Origin of the sequence: Sphingopyxis sp., assembly GCF_035998965.1 — a bacterium.
Taxonomy (GTDB): Bacteria; Pseudomonadota; Alphaproteobacteria; order Sphingomonadales; family Sphingomonadaceae; genus Sphingopyxis.
The window spans coordinates 1-14,728 of the sequence record NZ_DASYHE010000015.1 but is presented as its reverse complement, the minus strand read 5'-3'; the positions used below and the strand labels follow the sequence as shown (position 1 = coordinate 14,728).

At 64.9% G+C, this 14,728-nt stretch carries 14 protein-coding genes; 8 read left to right on the top strand and 6 right to left on the bottom strand.

Annotated elements, in window-relative coordinates:
- Positions 1–92: 92 nt before the first annotated feature.
- The 4 genes from VGN68_RS01845 to VGN68_RS01830 all read right to left on the bottom strand — a co-directional run bounded on the left by VGN68_RS01845 (position 93) and on the right by VGN68_RS01830 (position 6,930).
- A complete protein-coding gene (locus VGN68_RS01845) occupies positions 93–1,526 on the bottom strand; it encodes an efflux transporter outer membrane subunit (protein WP_327473351.1) in 1,434 nt (477 codons plus the stop codon).
- On the bottom strand, positions 1,523–4,717 hold the full coding sequence (locus tag VGN68_RS01840; RefSeq protein ID WP_327473349.1) for an efflux RND transporter permease subunit: 3,195 nt from the start codon (positions 4,715–4,717) through the stop codon (positions 1,523–1,525). Before VGN68_RS01840 ends, VGN68_RS01845 begins: the two co-directional genes overlap by 4 nt.
- Before the next feature lie 6 nt (positions 4,718–4,723).
- On the bottom strand, positions 4,724–5,908 hold the full coding sequence (locus VGN68_RS01835; RefSeq protein ID WP_327473347.1) for an efflux RND transporter periplasmic adaptor subunit: 1,185 nt from the start codon (positions 5,906–5,908) through the stop codon (positions 4,724–4,726).
- Positions 5,909–6,045: 137 nt separating this feature from the next.
- Entirely contained in the window at positions 6,046–6,930 is an 885-nt protein-coding gene (locus tag VGN68_RS01830; RefSeq protein WP_327473345.1) for a LysR family transcriptional regulator, read from the bottom strand.
- Between the two features lie 97 nt (positions 6,931–7,027).
- On the opposite strand from VGN68_RS01830, the gene VGN68_RS01825 reads away from it, so the two are divergent.
- From VGN68_RS01825 to mmsB, 8 genes are all read left to right on the top strand, one after another.
- Positions 7,028–8,521, top strand: a complete 1,494-nt coding sequence (locus VGN68_RS01825; protein WP_327473343.1) for a CoA-acylating methylmalonate-semialdehyde dehydrogenase — start codon at positions 7,028–7,030, stop codon at positions 8,519–8,521.
- A gap of 63 nt (positions 8,522–8,584) precedes the next feature.
- Positions 8,585–9,118, top strand: coding sequence for a hypothetical protein (locus VGN68_RS01820; RefSeq protein WP_327473341.1), 534 nt, complete (start codon positions 8,585–8,587; stop codon positions 9,116–9,118).
- A 22-nt stretch (positions 9,119–9,140) separates the two neighbouring features.
- Positions 9,141–9,443: an I78 family peptidase inhibitor gene (locus tag VGN68_RS01815; protein WP_327473339.1), complete on the top strand. Its 303-nt coding sequence runs from the start codon at positions 9,141–9,143 to the stop codon at positions 9,441–9,443.
- Positions 9,436–9,837 (top strand): RidA family protein, encoded by a 402-nt coding sequence (locus tag VGN68_RS01810; RefSeq protein ID WP_327473336.1) that lies wholly within the window; start codon positions 9,436–9,438, stop codon positions 9,835–9,837. The genes VGN68_RS01815 and VGN68_RS01810 overlap by 8 nt, the downstream gene beginning before the upstream one ends.
- The gene (locus VGN68_RS01805) at positions 9,834–10,979 is read left to right on the top strand and encodes an acyl-CoA dehydrogenase family protein (protein ID WP_327473334.1); all 1,146 of its coding nucleotides are present in this window, start codon (positions 9,834–9,836) and stop codon (positions 10,977–10,979) included. Before VGN68_RS01810 ends, VGN68_RS01805 begins: the two co-directional genes overlap by 4 nt.
- 148 nt (positions 10,980–11,127) lie before the next feature.
- Positions 11,128–12,174 (top strand): enoyl-CoA hydratase/isomerase family protein, encoded by a 1,047-nt coding sequence (locus tag VGN68_RS01800; protein ID WP_327473332.1) that lies wholly within the window; start codon positions 11,128–11,130, stop codon positions 12,172–12,174.
- 95 nt (positions 12,175–12,269) lie between these two features.
- A complete protein-coding gene (locus VGN68_RS01795) occupies positions 12,270–13,052 on the top strand; it encodes an enoyl-CoA hydratase-related protein (protein ID WP_327473330.1) in 783 nt (260 codons plus the stop codon).
- A gap of 1 nt (position 13,053) precedes the next feature.
- Positions 13,054–13,929: a 3-hydroxyisobutyrate dehydrogenase gene (gene mmsB / locus VGN68_RS01790; protein WP_327473328.1), complete on the top strand. Its 876-nt coding sequence runs from the start codon at positions 13,054–13,056 to the stop codon at positions 13,927–13,929.
- A gap of 105 nt (positions 13,930–14,034) precedes the next feature.
- Here mmsB and VGN68_RS01785 read toward each other — a convergent pair whose 3' ends face one another.
- Both VGN68_RS01785 and VGN68_RS01780 read right to left on the bottom strand, forming a co-directional pair.
- Positions 14,035–14,262, bottom strand: coding sequence for a hypothetical protein (locus VGN68_RS01785; RefSeq protein ID WP_327473326.1), 228 nt, complete (start codon positions 14,260–14,262; stop codon positions 14,035–14,037).
- Between the two features lie 264 nt (positions 14,263–14,526).
- Positions 14,527–14,728 (bottom strand): hypothetical protein (locus tag VGN68_RS01780; RefSeq protein WP_327473324.1); only part of this gene is annotated, 202 nt, incomplete at its 5' end.

Below are 14,728 nucleotides of genomic sequence, written 5' to 3'. Positions count from 1 at the left end.
TTTTCCAAAGTCTCGTCATGCCGGACTTGATCCGGCATCCATGCAGCGTCGTCGTCATGGACCCCGGATCGAGTCCGGGGTGACGAGGGTTGCTAGGAGTTGGGAGGCGCCGCCCCCGCGCCGCTGTCGCCGCCCAGCGCGCGGAACAGCGCGATGCGGGTCTGCACAAGCAGCAGTTGGATCGCGATTTCGCTGCGCCGCGCTGCATAGAGGCTGCGCTGCGCGTCGAGGCTGGCAAGGAAGTTGTCGATGCCGCCCTTGTACCGCGCATCGGTGAGTGTTGCGGTGTCGGCGGCGGCGGCGGTGTTCGCGGCGGCGGCGCGCGCCCGTTCGGCGATCGTGCCTTGCACCGCGAGCGCGTCGGCGACCTCGCGAAACGCCGTCTGGATCGCGCCTTCATAGCCCGCCAGCGCGGCGTCGCGCTGCGCCTCGCTCACCGCCACCCCGGCGCGGCGACCGCCGGCGTCAAAGATCGGCGCGGTGACGTCGCCGCCCGCCGACCAGTTGAACGATCCGCTGTCGAACAGGCTGGACAGCGCGTTGCTGGCAAAGCCGAGCAATCCGGTCAGCGAGATCGACGGGAACAGCTGCGCGCGCGCAACCCCGATGTCGGCGTTGGCGGCGCGCAGGCCATATTCGGCTTCGATCACATCGGGACGGCGGAGCAGGATTTGCGAGTTCACTCCCGCCGGAAGCGAGGCGATCGCAGGCGTCACGTCGGCCAGCCCGGTGGGAAGCAGCGCACGATCGACATCGCCGCCGACGAGCAGGCGGATTAGATTCTCATCCTGCGCCAGCGCCGTCCTTTGCTGCGCGATCGCATCCTCGGCGGTCGCGAGTATCTGTTCGGCCTGGCGCAGGTCGGTGCGCGGCGCGACGCCGCCGTCGAGCCGCGCTTTGGTCAGCCGCACGCTTTCGCGCGCATTCGCCGCGGTGTCCTCGGCGATTTTCAAGAGGTCGCGGTCGGCGCCATAGGTCGCCCAGGCTTCGGCCAGATTGGCGATCAGCGCGAGGCGCACGGTGCGCGACGCGGCCTCGGTCGCCAGCGCGCGGTTACGGTCGGCCTCCGTCGCATTGGCCAGCTTGCCGAACAGGTCGAGTTCGAACGCGGTGACCCCGCCGCGCAGCGAGAAGTCACCCCTGCCGCCTCCGCCGCCCGTGCTGCTTCCGCTTCCGCTGCTGCTGCTGCCATCCGAATAGCCGGCGCCGCCGCTGATCCCGATTTCGGGGAATTGTCCGGCGCGGGTGACACGCGCCTGCGCGCGCGCCGCGGCGACATTGGCGTAAGCGACGCGCAGGTCGCGGTTGTTGGTCAGCGCCTGCTCGGTCAGTGTCTGCAACCGCGGGTCGGTAAAGACGCTTTGGTACGACAGGATCGGCAGCGCCGCCTCGCTTTGCAGCAGATAAGCGTCGCCGACCGGCCAGCTTTGCGGCACCGGCGGGTCCGGTAGCACCGTCTTGGGCGCCAGCGAACAGCCCGCGAGCGCGAATGTGCTGGCCAGCAGCAGGGCGCGGATGCCGATCATGCCGGAACCCCGGCGGCGCCGTCAGTCTTGCCCTTGCCATAGCGCCTGCGAACCGCCGCGATCCCGTCGCGCACCCCGCGGCGGACGAGGACAAAGAATAACGGAATGAAGAAGATCGCGAGCAGCGTTGCGGTCAACATGCCGCCGATCACCGATGTGCCGATCGCGATGCGACTGTTCGCGCCGGCCCCCGACGCCAGTGCCAGCGGCAGCACGCCGAAGATGAAGGCAAAACTGGTCATCAAAATCGGGCGCAGGCGGATGCGTGCCGCGGTGATCGCGGCTTCAATGACACGTTTGCCCTTGCGCTCTTCCTGCTCGGCAAATTCGATCATCAAAATCGCATTTTTGGCCGCCAGTCCCATTGTCGTCAGCAGCCCGATCTGGAGATAGACGTCGTTTTCGAGTCCGCGCAGCGTGACGGCAAAGACCGCACCGACCAATCCGAGCGGAATGACCAGCAGCACGGCAACCGGGATCGACCAGCTTTCGTAAAGCGCCGCGAGGCACAGAAAGACCACCAGCAGCGATAGGGCATAGAGCAAGGGCGCCTGCCCCGACGAGAGCCGTTCCTGATACGATGCGCCCGACCAGGCGACACTGGTGCCCGGAATTTCCGCCGCGAGCGCCGCAATCTCGTCCATCGCTTCGCCCGAGCTGGTACCAGCGGTCGGCTGGCCCGAGATTTCGAAGGCAGGAACGCTTTGAAAGCGCGAGGTCGTGCTGGGCGTGGTCGACCAGCTGATCTGCGAAAAGGCGGAAAAAGGGGACATCTCGCCATCGGCCGAGCGCACATACCATTGGCTGAGGTCTTCAGGCTTCGACCGATAGGGCGCATCGCCCTGGACATAGACGCGCTTGACGCGCCCTTCGTCGATGAAATCATTGACGTAGCGGCCGCCCCACGCGGTCGATAGTGTGTTGTTCACATCGGCGTTGGTCAGCCCGTAAGCAGTGAGCCGCTGGGTATCGACGTCGATTTTCAGCGTTGCCAAGTCGGGCAGGTCGCTCAGCCGCACCGAGGTGAGCTTGGGATTGGCATTGGCGGCGGCGATCAGGCGATCACGCGCCGCGGCAAATTCTTCGCGCGTCATGCCGCTACGGTTCTGGAATTGCATCGTAAAGCCCGACGTATCACCCAGCCCCCGCACCGCGCCGGGGACCAGTGCAAACACCTGCGCGTCACGCAGACCGGCAAAGGCCTGACGGGTGCGCTCGGCGATGGCGTCGGCGCTATTTTCCTTGCCGGGCCGGTCGTCCCAATGGGCCAGGTTGACGAAACCTTGTCCGGTGTTCTGTCCCGACGCGCCGCCCCCGCCGCCGCCGGCGTTGAGGAACAGCGATTCGATATTCGCCTTTTCGGCGCTGAGCAGATGATCCTCGATCGCATCGCGGACCTCCAGCGTGCGTTCCTGCGTCGCGCCCGCAGGCAGGCGGAACTGGATCTGCACCCGGCCCTGATCCTCACCGGGCAGGAAGCCGCTGGGCAGACGCAGGAACAGAAACGCCAGCAGGACCAGGATGATCAGATAGAGGCCCAGAAAGCGCCATTTGCGCTCGACCACACGCTCGACGCTGCCGACATAGCGGTCGGTCGTGCGCTCGAAGCTGGTATTGAACCAGGTCTTGGCACGCGTCAGCGCGGCATCGACGCGCGGGAACCGTCCGGGCCGCGTATCGCCGTGATCGCGCGGTTTGAGCAGGGTCGATGTCAATGCCGGGCTGAGAATCAGCGCGACGAACACCGACAATACCATTGCCGAGACAACGGTGATGGAAAACTGGCGATAAATGACGCCGGTCGATCCGCCGAAGAAAGCCATGGGCAAAAAGACCGCCGACAGCACCAGGCCAATGGCGATCAACGCGACCTGAAGCTCTTTCATCGACTGAACGGTCGCCTCGCGGGCGCTCATGCCGGGATTTTCTTCCATCAATCGCTCGACATTTTCGACGACGACGATCGCGTCATCGACGAGCAGCCCGATCGCCAGGACCAGGCCGAACAACGTCAATGTGTTGATGCTGAACCCCGCAAGATAGAAGATGGCAAAGGTGCCGAGCAGCACGACCGGCACGGCAATTGCGGGGATCAGCGTTGCGCGCCAGCTTTGCAGAAAAACGAACATGACGATGATGACCAGCAGGATCGCTTCGAACAGCGCTTTCTGCACTTCGCTGACCGACAGCTTGATGAAGGTCGTCGTGTCGTTGATATAGGCATAGTCGAGCCCGTCGGGCATGTTCTGCGCCAGCTCGGTCATCCGCGCCTTGACGCGTTCCACTGTCGCCAGTGCGTCGGCTCCCGGTGACAGCGAGATGGCCATGCCCGAGCTTGGTTGGCGGTTCAGGCGCCCGACCGAGCTGTAATTTTCTGCCCCGATTTCGACCCGCGCGACGTCGCGAATGCGAACCGCCGACCCGTCGGGCAGCGTCTTCAGAACGATGTTCTGGAACTCCTCCGGCGTTTGCAGTCGCGACTGGGCGGTCACCGTAGCCGTCAACAGCTGGCCTTGCGGCGACGGCAGACCGCCGACCTCGCCCGCGGCAACCTCGCTATTCTGGGCGGTGATCGCCGAGATCACGTCGCCGGGCATCAGCGACACCGCGGCCAGTCGCTGCGGGTTCAGCCAGATCCGCATCGCGTGCGGTGAGCCAAAGATGTTGACGTCGCCAACCCCCTCGACCCGCGACAGCGGATCCTGGATGTTGGTGGTCAGATAATCGGACACGTCATAATTGTTGCGGGTGCGCGTCTTGTCATAAACGCTGACGATCAACAGCGTGTCCGCATTGGATTTGCTGACCCGCACCCCCTGTTGCTGCACCTGTTGCGGCAGGCGCGACACTGCCGATTCGATCTTGTTCTGGACCTGCACCTGGGCAATGTCGGGGTCGGTGCCCTTGTCGAAGATGGCCGTGATGCTTGCCTGTCCGCGCGAGCTGGAACTCGAACTGAAATAGAGCAGCCCGTCGATCCCGGTCAGCTGCTGCTCCAATATCTGGGTGACGCTGTTCTCGATCGTTTCGGCTGAGGCGCCGGGATAGCTGGCGCGGATATTGACCTGGACCGGCGCGATGTCGGGATATTGTTCGATCGGCAGCGCGCGCAGCGCGCCAAAGCCCGCCAGCATGACGACGATCGCCAGTACCCAGGCAAAGATCGGCCGGTCGATGAAGATACGGGACATGAGGGGCTATTTACTCTTTTCTGCTGTCTGGCCCGCCGGGGGAGCCCCCACCCGCTGCGGACTGCTGGCCGGGACCGGCCGAATGTCGGCGCCGTCGCGCAGATTGCCGACCCCCTGCGTGATGACGCGGTCGCCGGCGCGCAGGCCCTCGGTGACGATCCAGCTGCCACCGACGGTGCGCGATGTGGCGATCTTGCGGCGGATCGCCTTATTGTCCTTGCCTGCCAGATAGACAAAGGCCGATCCGTCGAAATCGCGCTGGACGGCGGGTTGCGGTACCAGGATTGCGGTCGGATCGATCGCTTGCTCAAATGTTGCGGTTACAAACATGCCAGGCAGCAACAGGCCGCCCGGATTGGGGAAACGCGCGCGCAAGGTCACCGTGCCGGTCGCCTCGTTCACCGTCATTTCGGAAAATTCGACCGAACCGGTCAAGCCATAAGCACTGCCGTCCTCAAGCCGCAGCCGCACCGCGGCGCTGCCTTGCGACACGCCGCCATTGGCGATCGCTTGGCGCAGTGTCGTCAGTTCGGCGCTCGATTGCTGCATATCGACATAAATCGGGTCGATGCGCTGGATCGTGGTCAGTGGCGTCGCCTGGCTCGCGCTGACCAGCGCGCCGGGGGTGGCAAGGCTGCGGCCGATACGCCCGCTGATCGGCGCCGTGATCGTCGCATAGCGCAGGGTGATGCGCGCGGTTTCGAGCGCGGCGGCATTTTGTGCGACGGCGGCCCGCGCAACGCGGGCCTCGGCCAGCGCGTCGGTATAATCCTGTTCGGCGATCGCCTGCATCTTGGCGAGCGGGGCGAAGCGGCGGACGCGCTCGTCCGCCGCCTGCGCGCTGGCGCGGGCGCTGGCAAGATTGGCGGCGGCCTGATCGGCCGCGGCCTGATAGAGGCTGGCATCGATCTGATAGAGCGGCTGTCCGGCGCGCACGAATCCGCCTTCGGTGAACAGGCGGCGGCGGATCAGGCCGTTGACCTGCGGCCGGACTTCGCTGGTCTCGAACGCGACAGTGCGCCCGCCAAGCGACGTCGTAACCGGCACCGGTTCGACCTTCACAACAACAAAGCCAACCTGCGGGGCGCCGCGGCCGCCCTTGCGCTCGTCGTCCTGACCCGAACAGGCGCCCAGCGACAAGGTTGCGGCGCATAAGGCTCCGGCCAGCAACAGCGAGCTCTTCTTCGGCATAATGGTTATTCTCGTATCGGCGCGCCGCACGGCGGGGGAGGAATCGCGCCTATTCAACCGATTGATTTGTCGCTGGCAAGCGCAATGCAGGATTTGCGACAAATTACGACAAATTTTCTCTCGCTGGCTACTCTCGCTTATCTTTGCGACAGCAACGCCCGGCTGTCCCGGACTTCCGCGTCGAGCCAGTCGATAAAGGCGCGGATGCGCGGTTGCGGCGCGACGTCGCGGTGCAGTGCCAGCCAGAAACTGCGCCCGATCATCTGATCGGGCCGCACCCGCACCAGTGCCGGATCGCCCGCTGCAAGGAAGCAGGGCAGCACGCCGACCCCCGCGCCGCCCGCAATCATCCGCCGCTGCGCCAAAATGCTCGATGACCGGATCGTCGCGCGCAGCCCCGGTTCGATCTCACCCAGATAGTCGAGTTCGGGCGCATAAAGGATGTCGGGCATATAACCGATCACGGGAATGTCGGCGCGCGACAGCGGCAGGGCCGTTGCCGCATCCTGCCAGTCGCGCCGCTCGGCGGGGGCATAAAGACCGAGGCTGTAATCCGACAGTTTGCGCGTGATCAGCGGGCCTTTGCGCGGCCGCGCCAGCAGCACCGCCATATCGGCTTCGCGCCGCGACGGATTGAGAAAGCCCGACGAGGCGACGAGGTCGATTTCGAGTTCGGGGTGCGCGGCCGTGAACCGCGCGAGGCGCGGCGCGATGAAGCTGCCCCCGAAACCCTCAGACACGCTGACCCGCAACTGTCCCGACAATCCCGCGCCGCTGTCGGCCATATGGATGCGCGCCGCCGCCGCCGCCATCGCCTCGGCATGCGGGACCAGCGCGCGCCCGGCTGCCGTCGGAATGAAACCGCTGGGCGCGCGTTCGAACAATGTCTGTTGCAACGCGCCTTCCAGTGCGCGCACCCGGCGGCTGACCGTCGTGGCGTCCAGTTGCAGCGCCTGCGCGGCGCGGGCCACCGTCCCTTGGCGGGCTACCGTCAGGAAAATTTGCAGGTTATCCCAATCCATGACCTGCGAATATGCAGGTTACTGCTGCAAGTCTATCCCTTGCAAATCGCGCGTACATCGTCTGTTGCAACGGCAACCAGAAACGGGAGACTCGACCATGCGACAGATTGATCACCATATCGTCGGCGGAGCCGGCGGCAGCGTCCGTCAGGGCGACGTGTTCGACCCCAATAATGGCAGTGTGCAGGCACAGGTCGCGCTCGGTGACGCCGCACTGCTCGAACGCGCCGTTGCCGCTGCGAAAAACGCGCAGCCCGCCTGGGCCGCGACCAACCCGCAGCGCCGCGCGCGCGTGATGTTCGAGTTCAAGCGCCTCGTCGAAGCCAATATGGACAGCCTCGCGCACATGCTGTCGAGCGAACATGGCAAGGTGATCGCCGATTCGAAGGGCGACATTCAGCGCGGGCTGGAGGTCATCGAATTCTGCTGCGGCATCCCGCATGTGCTCAAGGGCGAATATACCCAGGGCGCCGGTCCTGGCATCGACGTCTATTCGATGCGCCAGCCGATCGGCATCGGCGCCGGCATCACCCCGTTCAACTTTCCTGCGATGATCCCGCTGTGGATGTCGGGCGTCGCGATCGCGACCGGCAACGCCTTCATCATCAAGCCGAGCGAACGCGATCCGTCGGTCCCGGTGCGCCTCGCCGAGCTGTTCATCGAAGCCGGACTGCCCGAGGGCATCTGCCAGGTCGTGCACGGCGACAAGGAAATGGTCGACGCGATCCTCGACCATCCCGACATCGGCGCGGTCAGCTTCGTCGGCTCGTCGGACATTGCGCATTATGTTTACAATCGCGGCGTTGCCAACGGCAAGCGCGTGCAGGCGATGGGCGGCGCGAAGAACCACGGTATCGTCATGCCCGACGCCGATCTCGACCAGGTCGTCAATGATTTGACCGGCGCGGCATTCGGCTCGGCGGGTGAGCGCTGCATGGCGCTGCCGGTCGTCGTCCCGGTTGGCGAGGACACCGCCAATCGCCTGCGTGAAAAGCTGATCCCCGCGATTGCGGCGCTGCGCGTCGGCGTATCGACCGATGCCGAGGCGCATTACGGGCCCGTGGTGACGCAGGCGCACAAGGAAAAGATCGAAGGCTGGATCCAGAAATGCGCCGATGAAGGCGCCGAACTCGTCGTCGACGGCCGCGGCTTCAGTCTCCAAGGCCACGAAAAGGGCTTCTTCATCGGCCCGACCCTGTTCGACCATGTCACCACCGACATGGAAAGCTACAAGGAAGAGATTTTCGGGCCGGTGTTGCAGATCGTCCGCGCCGCCAATTTTGAGGAGGCGCTCGCTCTCCCGTCGAAGCACCAGTATGGCAACGGCGTCGCCATCTTCACCCGCAACGGCCACGCCGCGCGCGAATTCGCCGCGCGCGTCAACGTCGGCATGGTCGGCATCAACGTGCCGATCCCGGTACCCGTTGCCTATCACAGCTTTGGCGGCTGGAAGCGCTCGGCTTTCGGCGACACCAACCAGCACGGCATGGAGGGTGTGAAATTCTGGACCAAGGTCAAGACAATCACCCAGCGCTGGCCCGACGGTTCGCCTGACGGGGGCAACGCGTTCGTCATCCCGACAATGGGTTGACGGGGCGAACGCATGAAACCCGGCTCGGCCATCGCGCATTTCCCTTCGCAAAGGAGAGAGGCGATGATGCGATGGACGATGCCTGCCGTTCTGTTGATGCTCGCCGCGTGCAGCGGCAGCGAGGACAAGTCGCAGCCCGAAGACAGCGCCGCGATCTCGCCGATGCAAAAAGCCGAGCCGCCTGCCCCCGCCAAGACGGTAGAACCGGCGATCGACGCTGACCTGCCCGATGGTGCGGACGAAACTCTGGCAAAGGTCGAACCTAAGACCGCGGGCGACGGTCAAACGATCCCGGCCGCGATTCGCGGCCGCTGGGCGCTGAAACCCGCCGATTGCGCCGCGAAGAAGGGCACCGACCTCACCGCGCTGACGATCGACGCGACCAACCTGCGCTTCTACGAATCGCACGGCGAACTGACGCGCGTTCGCACCAGCGAACCGGGCCGCATCGACGCCGACTATAAATTCAGCGGCGAAGGCGCGACTTGGGATCGCCGGATGCAGCTCGACCTCGCCGATGGCGGCAAAACGCTCGTTCGCCGCGATCAGGGCGAGGGTGCCGCCGCCGGTCCGATGCGCTATACGCGCTGCACCTGATGGTTTTGAAAGGGAGAGACTCATGATGGACATTCGCTTGCTTGCCATGGCCGCCGCGCTGCCACTCGCCGCTTGCACCCAGGAACGGCCGCCCGAATCGACCCCGACGCCGCCCACCGAAATGACGTGCAAGGCTGACGCGGCACAAAGCTATATCGGCCAGACGGCAACGCCCGACCTCGGCGGCGCAATCGTCAAGGCGACCGGTGCGCGCACGCTGCGCTGGGGGCCGCCGCGCTCGGCGATGACGATGGATTATCGTCAGGACCGGGTGAACGTCATGTACGACGACGCCTACAAGATCACGCAGGTCACCTGTGGCTGATTCCAGTCGTCGCAATCACAGCTCGGCGTCTCCCTTCGAACCGATCTACGGCTACAGCCGCGCGGTTCGCGTTGGCAACCGCATCGATGTCGCGGGCTGCGCACCGATCGAGCCTGACGGCACCTCGACCCCCGGCGACGCAGGCGCGCAGGCGGCGCGCTGCATCGCGATCATCGGCGAAGCGCTCGCAGCGCTCGGCGGCAGCTTCGCCGATGTCGTGCGCACCCGCATGTATATCACCGACGCTGCCGACGCCGATCTTGTCGGACTGGCGCATGGTGCGGCATTCAAAAACGTCCGTCCGGCATCGACGATGCTGGTGGTGCCGGCGCTGATCCGGCCCGAATGGAAAGTCGAAATCGAAGCCGAAGCCATTATCGAGAAACGACCATGACCGACCAGTTCCAGCTTACCGACGACCAGCTCGCCATTCAGGACATGGCGCGCAAATTCACCGCCGACCGCATCACGCCGTTCGCGGCGGAGTGGGATGAGAAATGCCATTATCCCGTCGATGTGTGGAAGGCGGCGGGCGAGCTGGGTTTCGGCGCGATTTATGTCGCCGAGGAATCGGGCGGCATCGGTCTGGGCCGGATGGAGGCGGCGCTGATCATGGAGGCGATGGCCTATGGCTGCCCCGCGACCAGTGCCTATATCTCGATCCACAATATGGCGGCGTGGATGATCGACCGCTTCGGCGGCGCGGCGATCAAGGACCGCTTCCTGCCCGACCTCGTCAGCATGGAAAAGATCGCGAGCTATTGCCTGACCGAACCGGGTTCGGGGTCGGACGCCGCGGCGCTCAAGACGACCGCCCGGAAAGACGGCGACCATTATGTGCTCAACGGCACCAAGCAGTTCATCTCGGGCGCCGGGATCAACGACATCTATGTCTGCATGGTCCGCACCGGCGAGGAAAAGTCGAAAGGCATCAGCTGCCTCGTCGTCGAAAAGGACACACCGGGACTGAGCTTTGGCGCGCCGGAGAAAAAGCTCGGCTGGAACGCGTCGCCCACCGCGCAGGTAATCTTCGAGGACTGCCGCGTGCCGGTCGAGAATCTGGTCGGCGCCGAGGGCGACGGCTTCCGCTTCGCGATGGCGGGGCTCGATGGTGGCCGCCTCAATATCGGCGCCTGCTCGCTCGGCGGCGCGCAGCGCTGCCTCGACGAAGCGGTCGCCTACACCAAGGACCGCCAGCAGTTCGGGCAGCCGATCGCCGATTTCCAGAACACCCAGTTCATGCTCGCCGACATGGCGACCGATCTGGAGGCGGCGCGCGCGCTGCTTTACATGGCGGCTGCGAAAGTCACCGCCAACGCCCCCGACAAGTCGCGCTTTTCGGCGATGGCCAAGCGGCTCGCGACCGATAGCGGCAGCAAGATCGTCAATGACGCGCTGCAATTGTTCGGCGGCTATGGCTATTTGAAGGATTATCCGATCGAGCGCTTCTGGCGCGACCTGCGCGTCCATTCGATCCTCGAGGGGACCAACCAGGTGATGCGGATGATCGTCGGAAGGGACTTGCTGCGCCAATGATGATGACGATGCCGATCCTCCCCCAAGGGGGGAGGGGGACCATGCAAAGCTTGGTGGAAGGGCACGCGCCCCGATACGCAGTGTTTGGGCGAGGGTACCCCTCCACCACCTTCGGTGGTCCCCCTCCCCGTTCCGGGGAGGATCGGCGATGACCGAAGACGTTCTCATTTCGACCGAAGGCCGCTCCGGCCGCCTGTCGCTCAACCGCCCCAAGGCGATCCACGCGCTCAACCTGGCAATGTGTCAGGCGATGATCGACGCGCTGCTGAAATGGCGCGACGACGACGCCATCGAAGCGGTGATCATCGACCATAGCGAAGGCCGTGGTTTCTGCGCGGGTGGCGACATTCGCATGCTCGCGGATAGCGGCGCGAAGGACGGCAAGGAAGCGCGTCAATTCTTCCACACCGAATATCGCCTCAATCACCTGCTCTTCACCTATCCCAAGCCCATTGTCGCCTTCATGGACGGCATCACCATGGGCGGCGGGGTCGGGATTTCGCAGCCGGCGAAATATCGCGTCGCGACCGAACATACGCGCTTCGCGATGCCCGAAACCGGGATTGGCCTGTTCCCCGATGTCGGCGGCGGCTGGTACCTGCCGCGGCTCGAAGGCCGCGTCGGGGTGTTCCTCGCGCTCACGGGCGCGCGGCTCGACGGCGCCGAATCTTTGGCGCTCGGCCTCGCGACCCATTATCTGCCGTCCGAAAAGCTGGATGACGCAAAGGCGCGTATCGCCGCACATCCCGACCGCATCGGCGGGATCCTGGGTGAGCTGTCGGTCACCGCGCCGCCTGCCGCGATCACCCAGCATATCGACAAGATCAACCGGCTGTTCGCGAGCGACACCTATGAGGAGATCCTCGCCGCGCTCGAAGCCGACGGCGGCGAATGGGCGACGAAGGAACTTGGCGTCCTGCACAGCAAATCGCCACAGACGTGCAAGGTCGCGCTGCGTCTGCTGAAGGAAGGCGGCGAGATGCACGACTTCGCGGCGCAGATGACACAGGAATATGCGATCGGCAGCCGCGTCGTGCAGATGCACGACTTCATAGAAGGCGTGCGCGCGCTGATCATCGACAAGGACAACAGCCCGAAATGGGATCCGGCCAAACCCGAAGCGGTGACCGAGGACTGGATCGACGCCATCTTTGCGCCCTTGCCCGATGATGAGAAATGGACGCCGCTCAATTAGCTTCGTCACCCCGGACTTGATCCGGGGTCCATTCGGCCCCGTCGGAATGGATGCCGGATCAAGTCCGGCATGACGATTTTCAGGAGATCATTGGAATGACCTACGAAACCCTCCTCGTCGAACAGCGCGGCGCCGTCACCTTGGTGACGCTCAACCGCCCGCAGGCGCTGAATGCGCTCAATTCACAGGTGCTGGGCGACCTGATCGCCGCCTTCGCGGCCTTCGAAGCCGACCCCGGCCAACGCTGCGCCGTGCTCACCGGCTCGGGCGACAAGGCGTTCGCCGCGGGCGCCGACATCAAGGAAATGGCCGACAAGCCCGCCTCCGATTTCTACCTCGAAGACTTCTTCTCGAAATGGACGAGCGATTTCGTGAAGAAGGTCCGCAAGCCGTGGATCGCCGCGGTCAACGGCTTCTCGCTCGGCGGTGGCTGCGAACTCGCGATGATGGCCGATTTTATCATCGCGTCGGACAAGGCGAAATTCGGCCAGCCCGAAATCAAGCTCGGCGTTGCGCCGGGCATGGGCGGGTCGCAACGGCTGACCCGCGCGATCGGCAAGGCGAAGGCGATGGAAATGTGCCTGACCGGCCGGATGATGGACGCCGCCGAGGCCGAACGCTCGGGCCTCGTCGCGCGTGTGGTTCCGCATGAGACGCTGGTCGAAGAAGCGGTAAAGACCGCGACTGTCATCGCCGCAATGCCGCCGATGGCCGCGATGGTGAACAAGGATATGGTCAACGCCGCGTTCGAAACCACGCTCGACCAAGGACTGATCTACGAACGCCGCCTGTTCCAGATTTTGGCTGCGACCGAGGACAAGGCCGAAGGCATGGCGGCGTTTATCGAGAAACGCGAAGGCGTGTGGAAGGGGCGGTGACATGAGAATTGCATTTATCGGACTCGGCAACATGGGCGGCGGCATGGCCGCAAATCTCGCGAAGGCGGGGCATGAGGTGCGTGCTTTCGACCTTAGCGAAGAGGCGCTCGCGCGCGCGGCCGAGGCCGGTTGCATGCGCGCTGCGTCGGCGGCTGAGGCCGTCACCGGCGCCGAGGCAGTGGTGACGATGCTCCCCGCGGGCAAGCATGTCGCGTCGGTCTATGAAAGCGACGTCTTTCCGAATGCTGCACCCGGAACCTTGCTCCTAGATTGCTCGACGATCGACGTCGCCACCGCGCGCTCGAACATCGAAGCCGCGACTGCCAATGGCCTTGTGGCGGTCGATGCGCCAGTGTCGGGCGGCATCGCCGCCGCCAACGCCGGGACGCTGACCTTCATGGTCGGCGGCACCGACGAAGGCTTTGCCCGCGCGCAGCCGATCCTGGCGCAGATGGGCAAGGCGGTGATCCACGCCGGTGACGCGGGGGCGGGGCAGGCGGCGAAAATCTGCAACAACATGCTGCTCGGCGCCTCGATGGTCGCGACGTGCGAAACGCTCGCGCTGGCGCTCAAGCTCGGGCTCGACCCGCAGAAATTCTTCGACATCGCCAGCGTGTCGTCGGGGCAATGCTGGTCGCTGACCAGCTACGCACCGCTCCCCGGCGTCGGCCCGACGACGCCCGCCGACAATGATTACAAGGGCGGGTTCGCCGCGGCGCTGATGCTCAAGGATCTGCGGCTGGCGATGGAGGCAGCGGTCAGCGTTGACGCCGATGTCCCGATGGGCGCGAAGGCGCGCGAATTGTATGAGGCGTTTGTTGCGGCAGATCAGGATGGCCGCGACTTTTCGGCGATTATCCGGACGTTGCAGGGCTGACGCATTGCACCCAACGCCGTTCGCATCGAGCGAAGTCGAGATGCGTCTGGCGCTGTTTTGGCGTGTCTCGACTTCGCTCGACACGAACGGAAGTTTGAGTCCGTTCTAGTAAAAATCCGCCGTCTCGCCGCCATCCTTGCGCTCGCCCCGATGCACCTGCGTCGGCGCGTGGCGGTCGCCCGTCCGCACCTCGATCCGGCCGTCGACCCGCCGCACCTCGGCAGGCGCCAGGATGCGCGCCCGCGCCACGCCAACCGCGCTCGCGGGCGGTGCCGCCACCGGAGCGGTGACCGGAACGCTGCCGGTGAGCAGCAACAGGGCGAGAAACCACATGGCAATCATGCTCTGCCGTAACGGCAGGTGTGACCAGCGCTTTAACCCTGAATCGCAACTATTTGCGTCCACCCGCGGCGGCCGCAGACCAAAGCAAAGGCCGCCTGCCCCGCGGTGGGACAGCAGAAGCCCCTCCCCTTAAGGGGAGGGGTTGGGGTGGGGTCCATCGGTCTTGCGCAAGGCCGATGGACCCCACCCGCTGCGACTAAGCCAGCAAGCTGGCAAGTCTCGCAGCCCTCCCCTGAAGGGGAGGGCACATAGGATTTAGAAGCCCGACTTCGCCTCGGCCTTTTCCTTGAGCAACGGCGCGATCTCGAATCCGTGCTTTTCCAGCGCCGCGACGATCTTGTCGGTGCCTTCCAGCCCGGCCCAGAACATCGGGCCGCCGCGATAGACCGGCCAGCCATAGCCATAGATCCACACGACATCGATGTCCGACGCGCGCTGCGCCTTGCCTTCGGACAGG

Excerpts from the sequence above, each read along its gene's own strand:
- VGN68_RS01815 (WP_327473339.1), top strand. The coding sequence starts at position 9,141 with ATGATGGACATTCGCTTGCTTGCCATGGCCGCCGCGCTGCCACTCGCC.
- mmsB (WP_327473328.1), top strand. The coding sequence starts at position 13,054 with ATGAGAATTGCATTTATCGGACTCGGCAACATGGGCGGCGGCATGGCC.
- VGN68_RS01835 (WP_327473347.1), bottom strand. The coding sequence starts at position 5,908 with ATGCCGAAGAAGAGCTCGCTGTTGCTGGCCGGAGCCTTATGCGCCGCA.
- VGN68_RS01830 (WP_327473345.1), bottom strand. The coding sequence starts at position 6,930 with ATGGATTGGGATAACCTGCAAATTTTCCTGACGGTAGCCCGCCAAGGG.
- VGN68_RS01840 (WP_327473349.1), bottom strand. The coding sequence starts at position 4,717 with ATGTCCCGTATCTTCATCGACCGGCCGATCTTTGCCTGGGTACTGGCG.
- VGN68_RS01845 (WP_327473351.1), bottom strand. The coding sequence starts at position 1,526 with ATGATCGGCATCCGCGCCCTGCTGCTGGCCAGCACATTCGCGCTCGCG.
- VGN68_RS01800 (WP_327473332.1), top strand. The coding sequence starts at position 11,128 with ATGACCGAAGACGTTCTCATTTCGACCGAAGGCCGCTCCGGCCGCCTG.
- VGN68_RS01820 (WP_327473341.1), top strand. The coding sequence starts at position 8,585 with ATGATGCGATGGACGATGCCTGCCGTTCTGTTGATGCTCGCCGCGTGC.
- VGN68_RS01805 (WP_327473334.1), top strand. The coding sequence starts at position 9,834 with ATGACCGACCAGTTCCAGCTTACCGACGACCAGCTCGCCATTCAGGAC.
- VGN68_RS01795 (WP_327473330.1), top strand. The coding sequence starts at position 12,270 with ATGACCTACGAAACCCTCCTCGTCGAACAGCGCGGCGCCGTCACCTTG.
- VGN68_RS01825 (WP_327473343.1), top strand. The coding sequence starts at position 7,028 with ATGCGACAGATTGATCACCATATCGTCGGCGGAGCCGGCGGCAGCGTC.
- VGN68_RS01785 (WP_327473326.1), bottom strand. The coding sequence starts at position 14,262 with ATGTGGTTTCTCGCCCTGTTGCTGCTCACCGGCAGCGTTCCGGTCACC.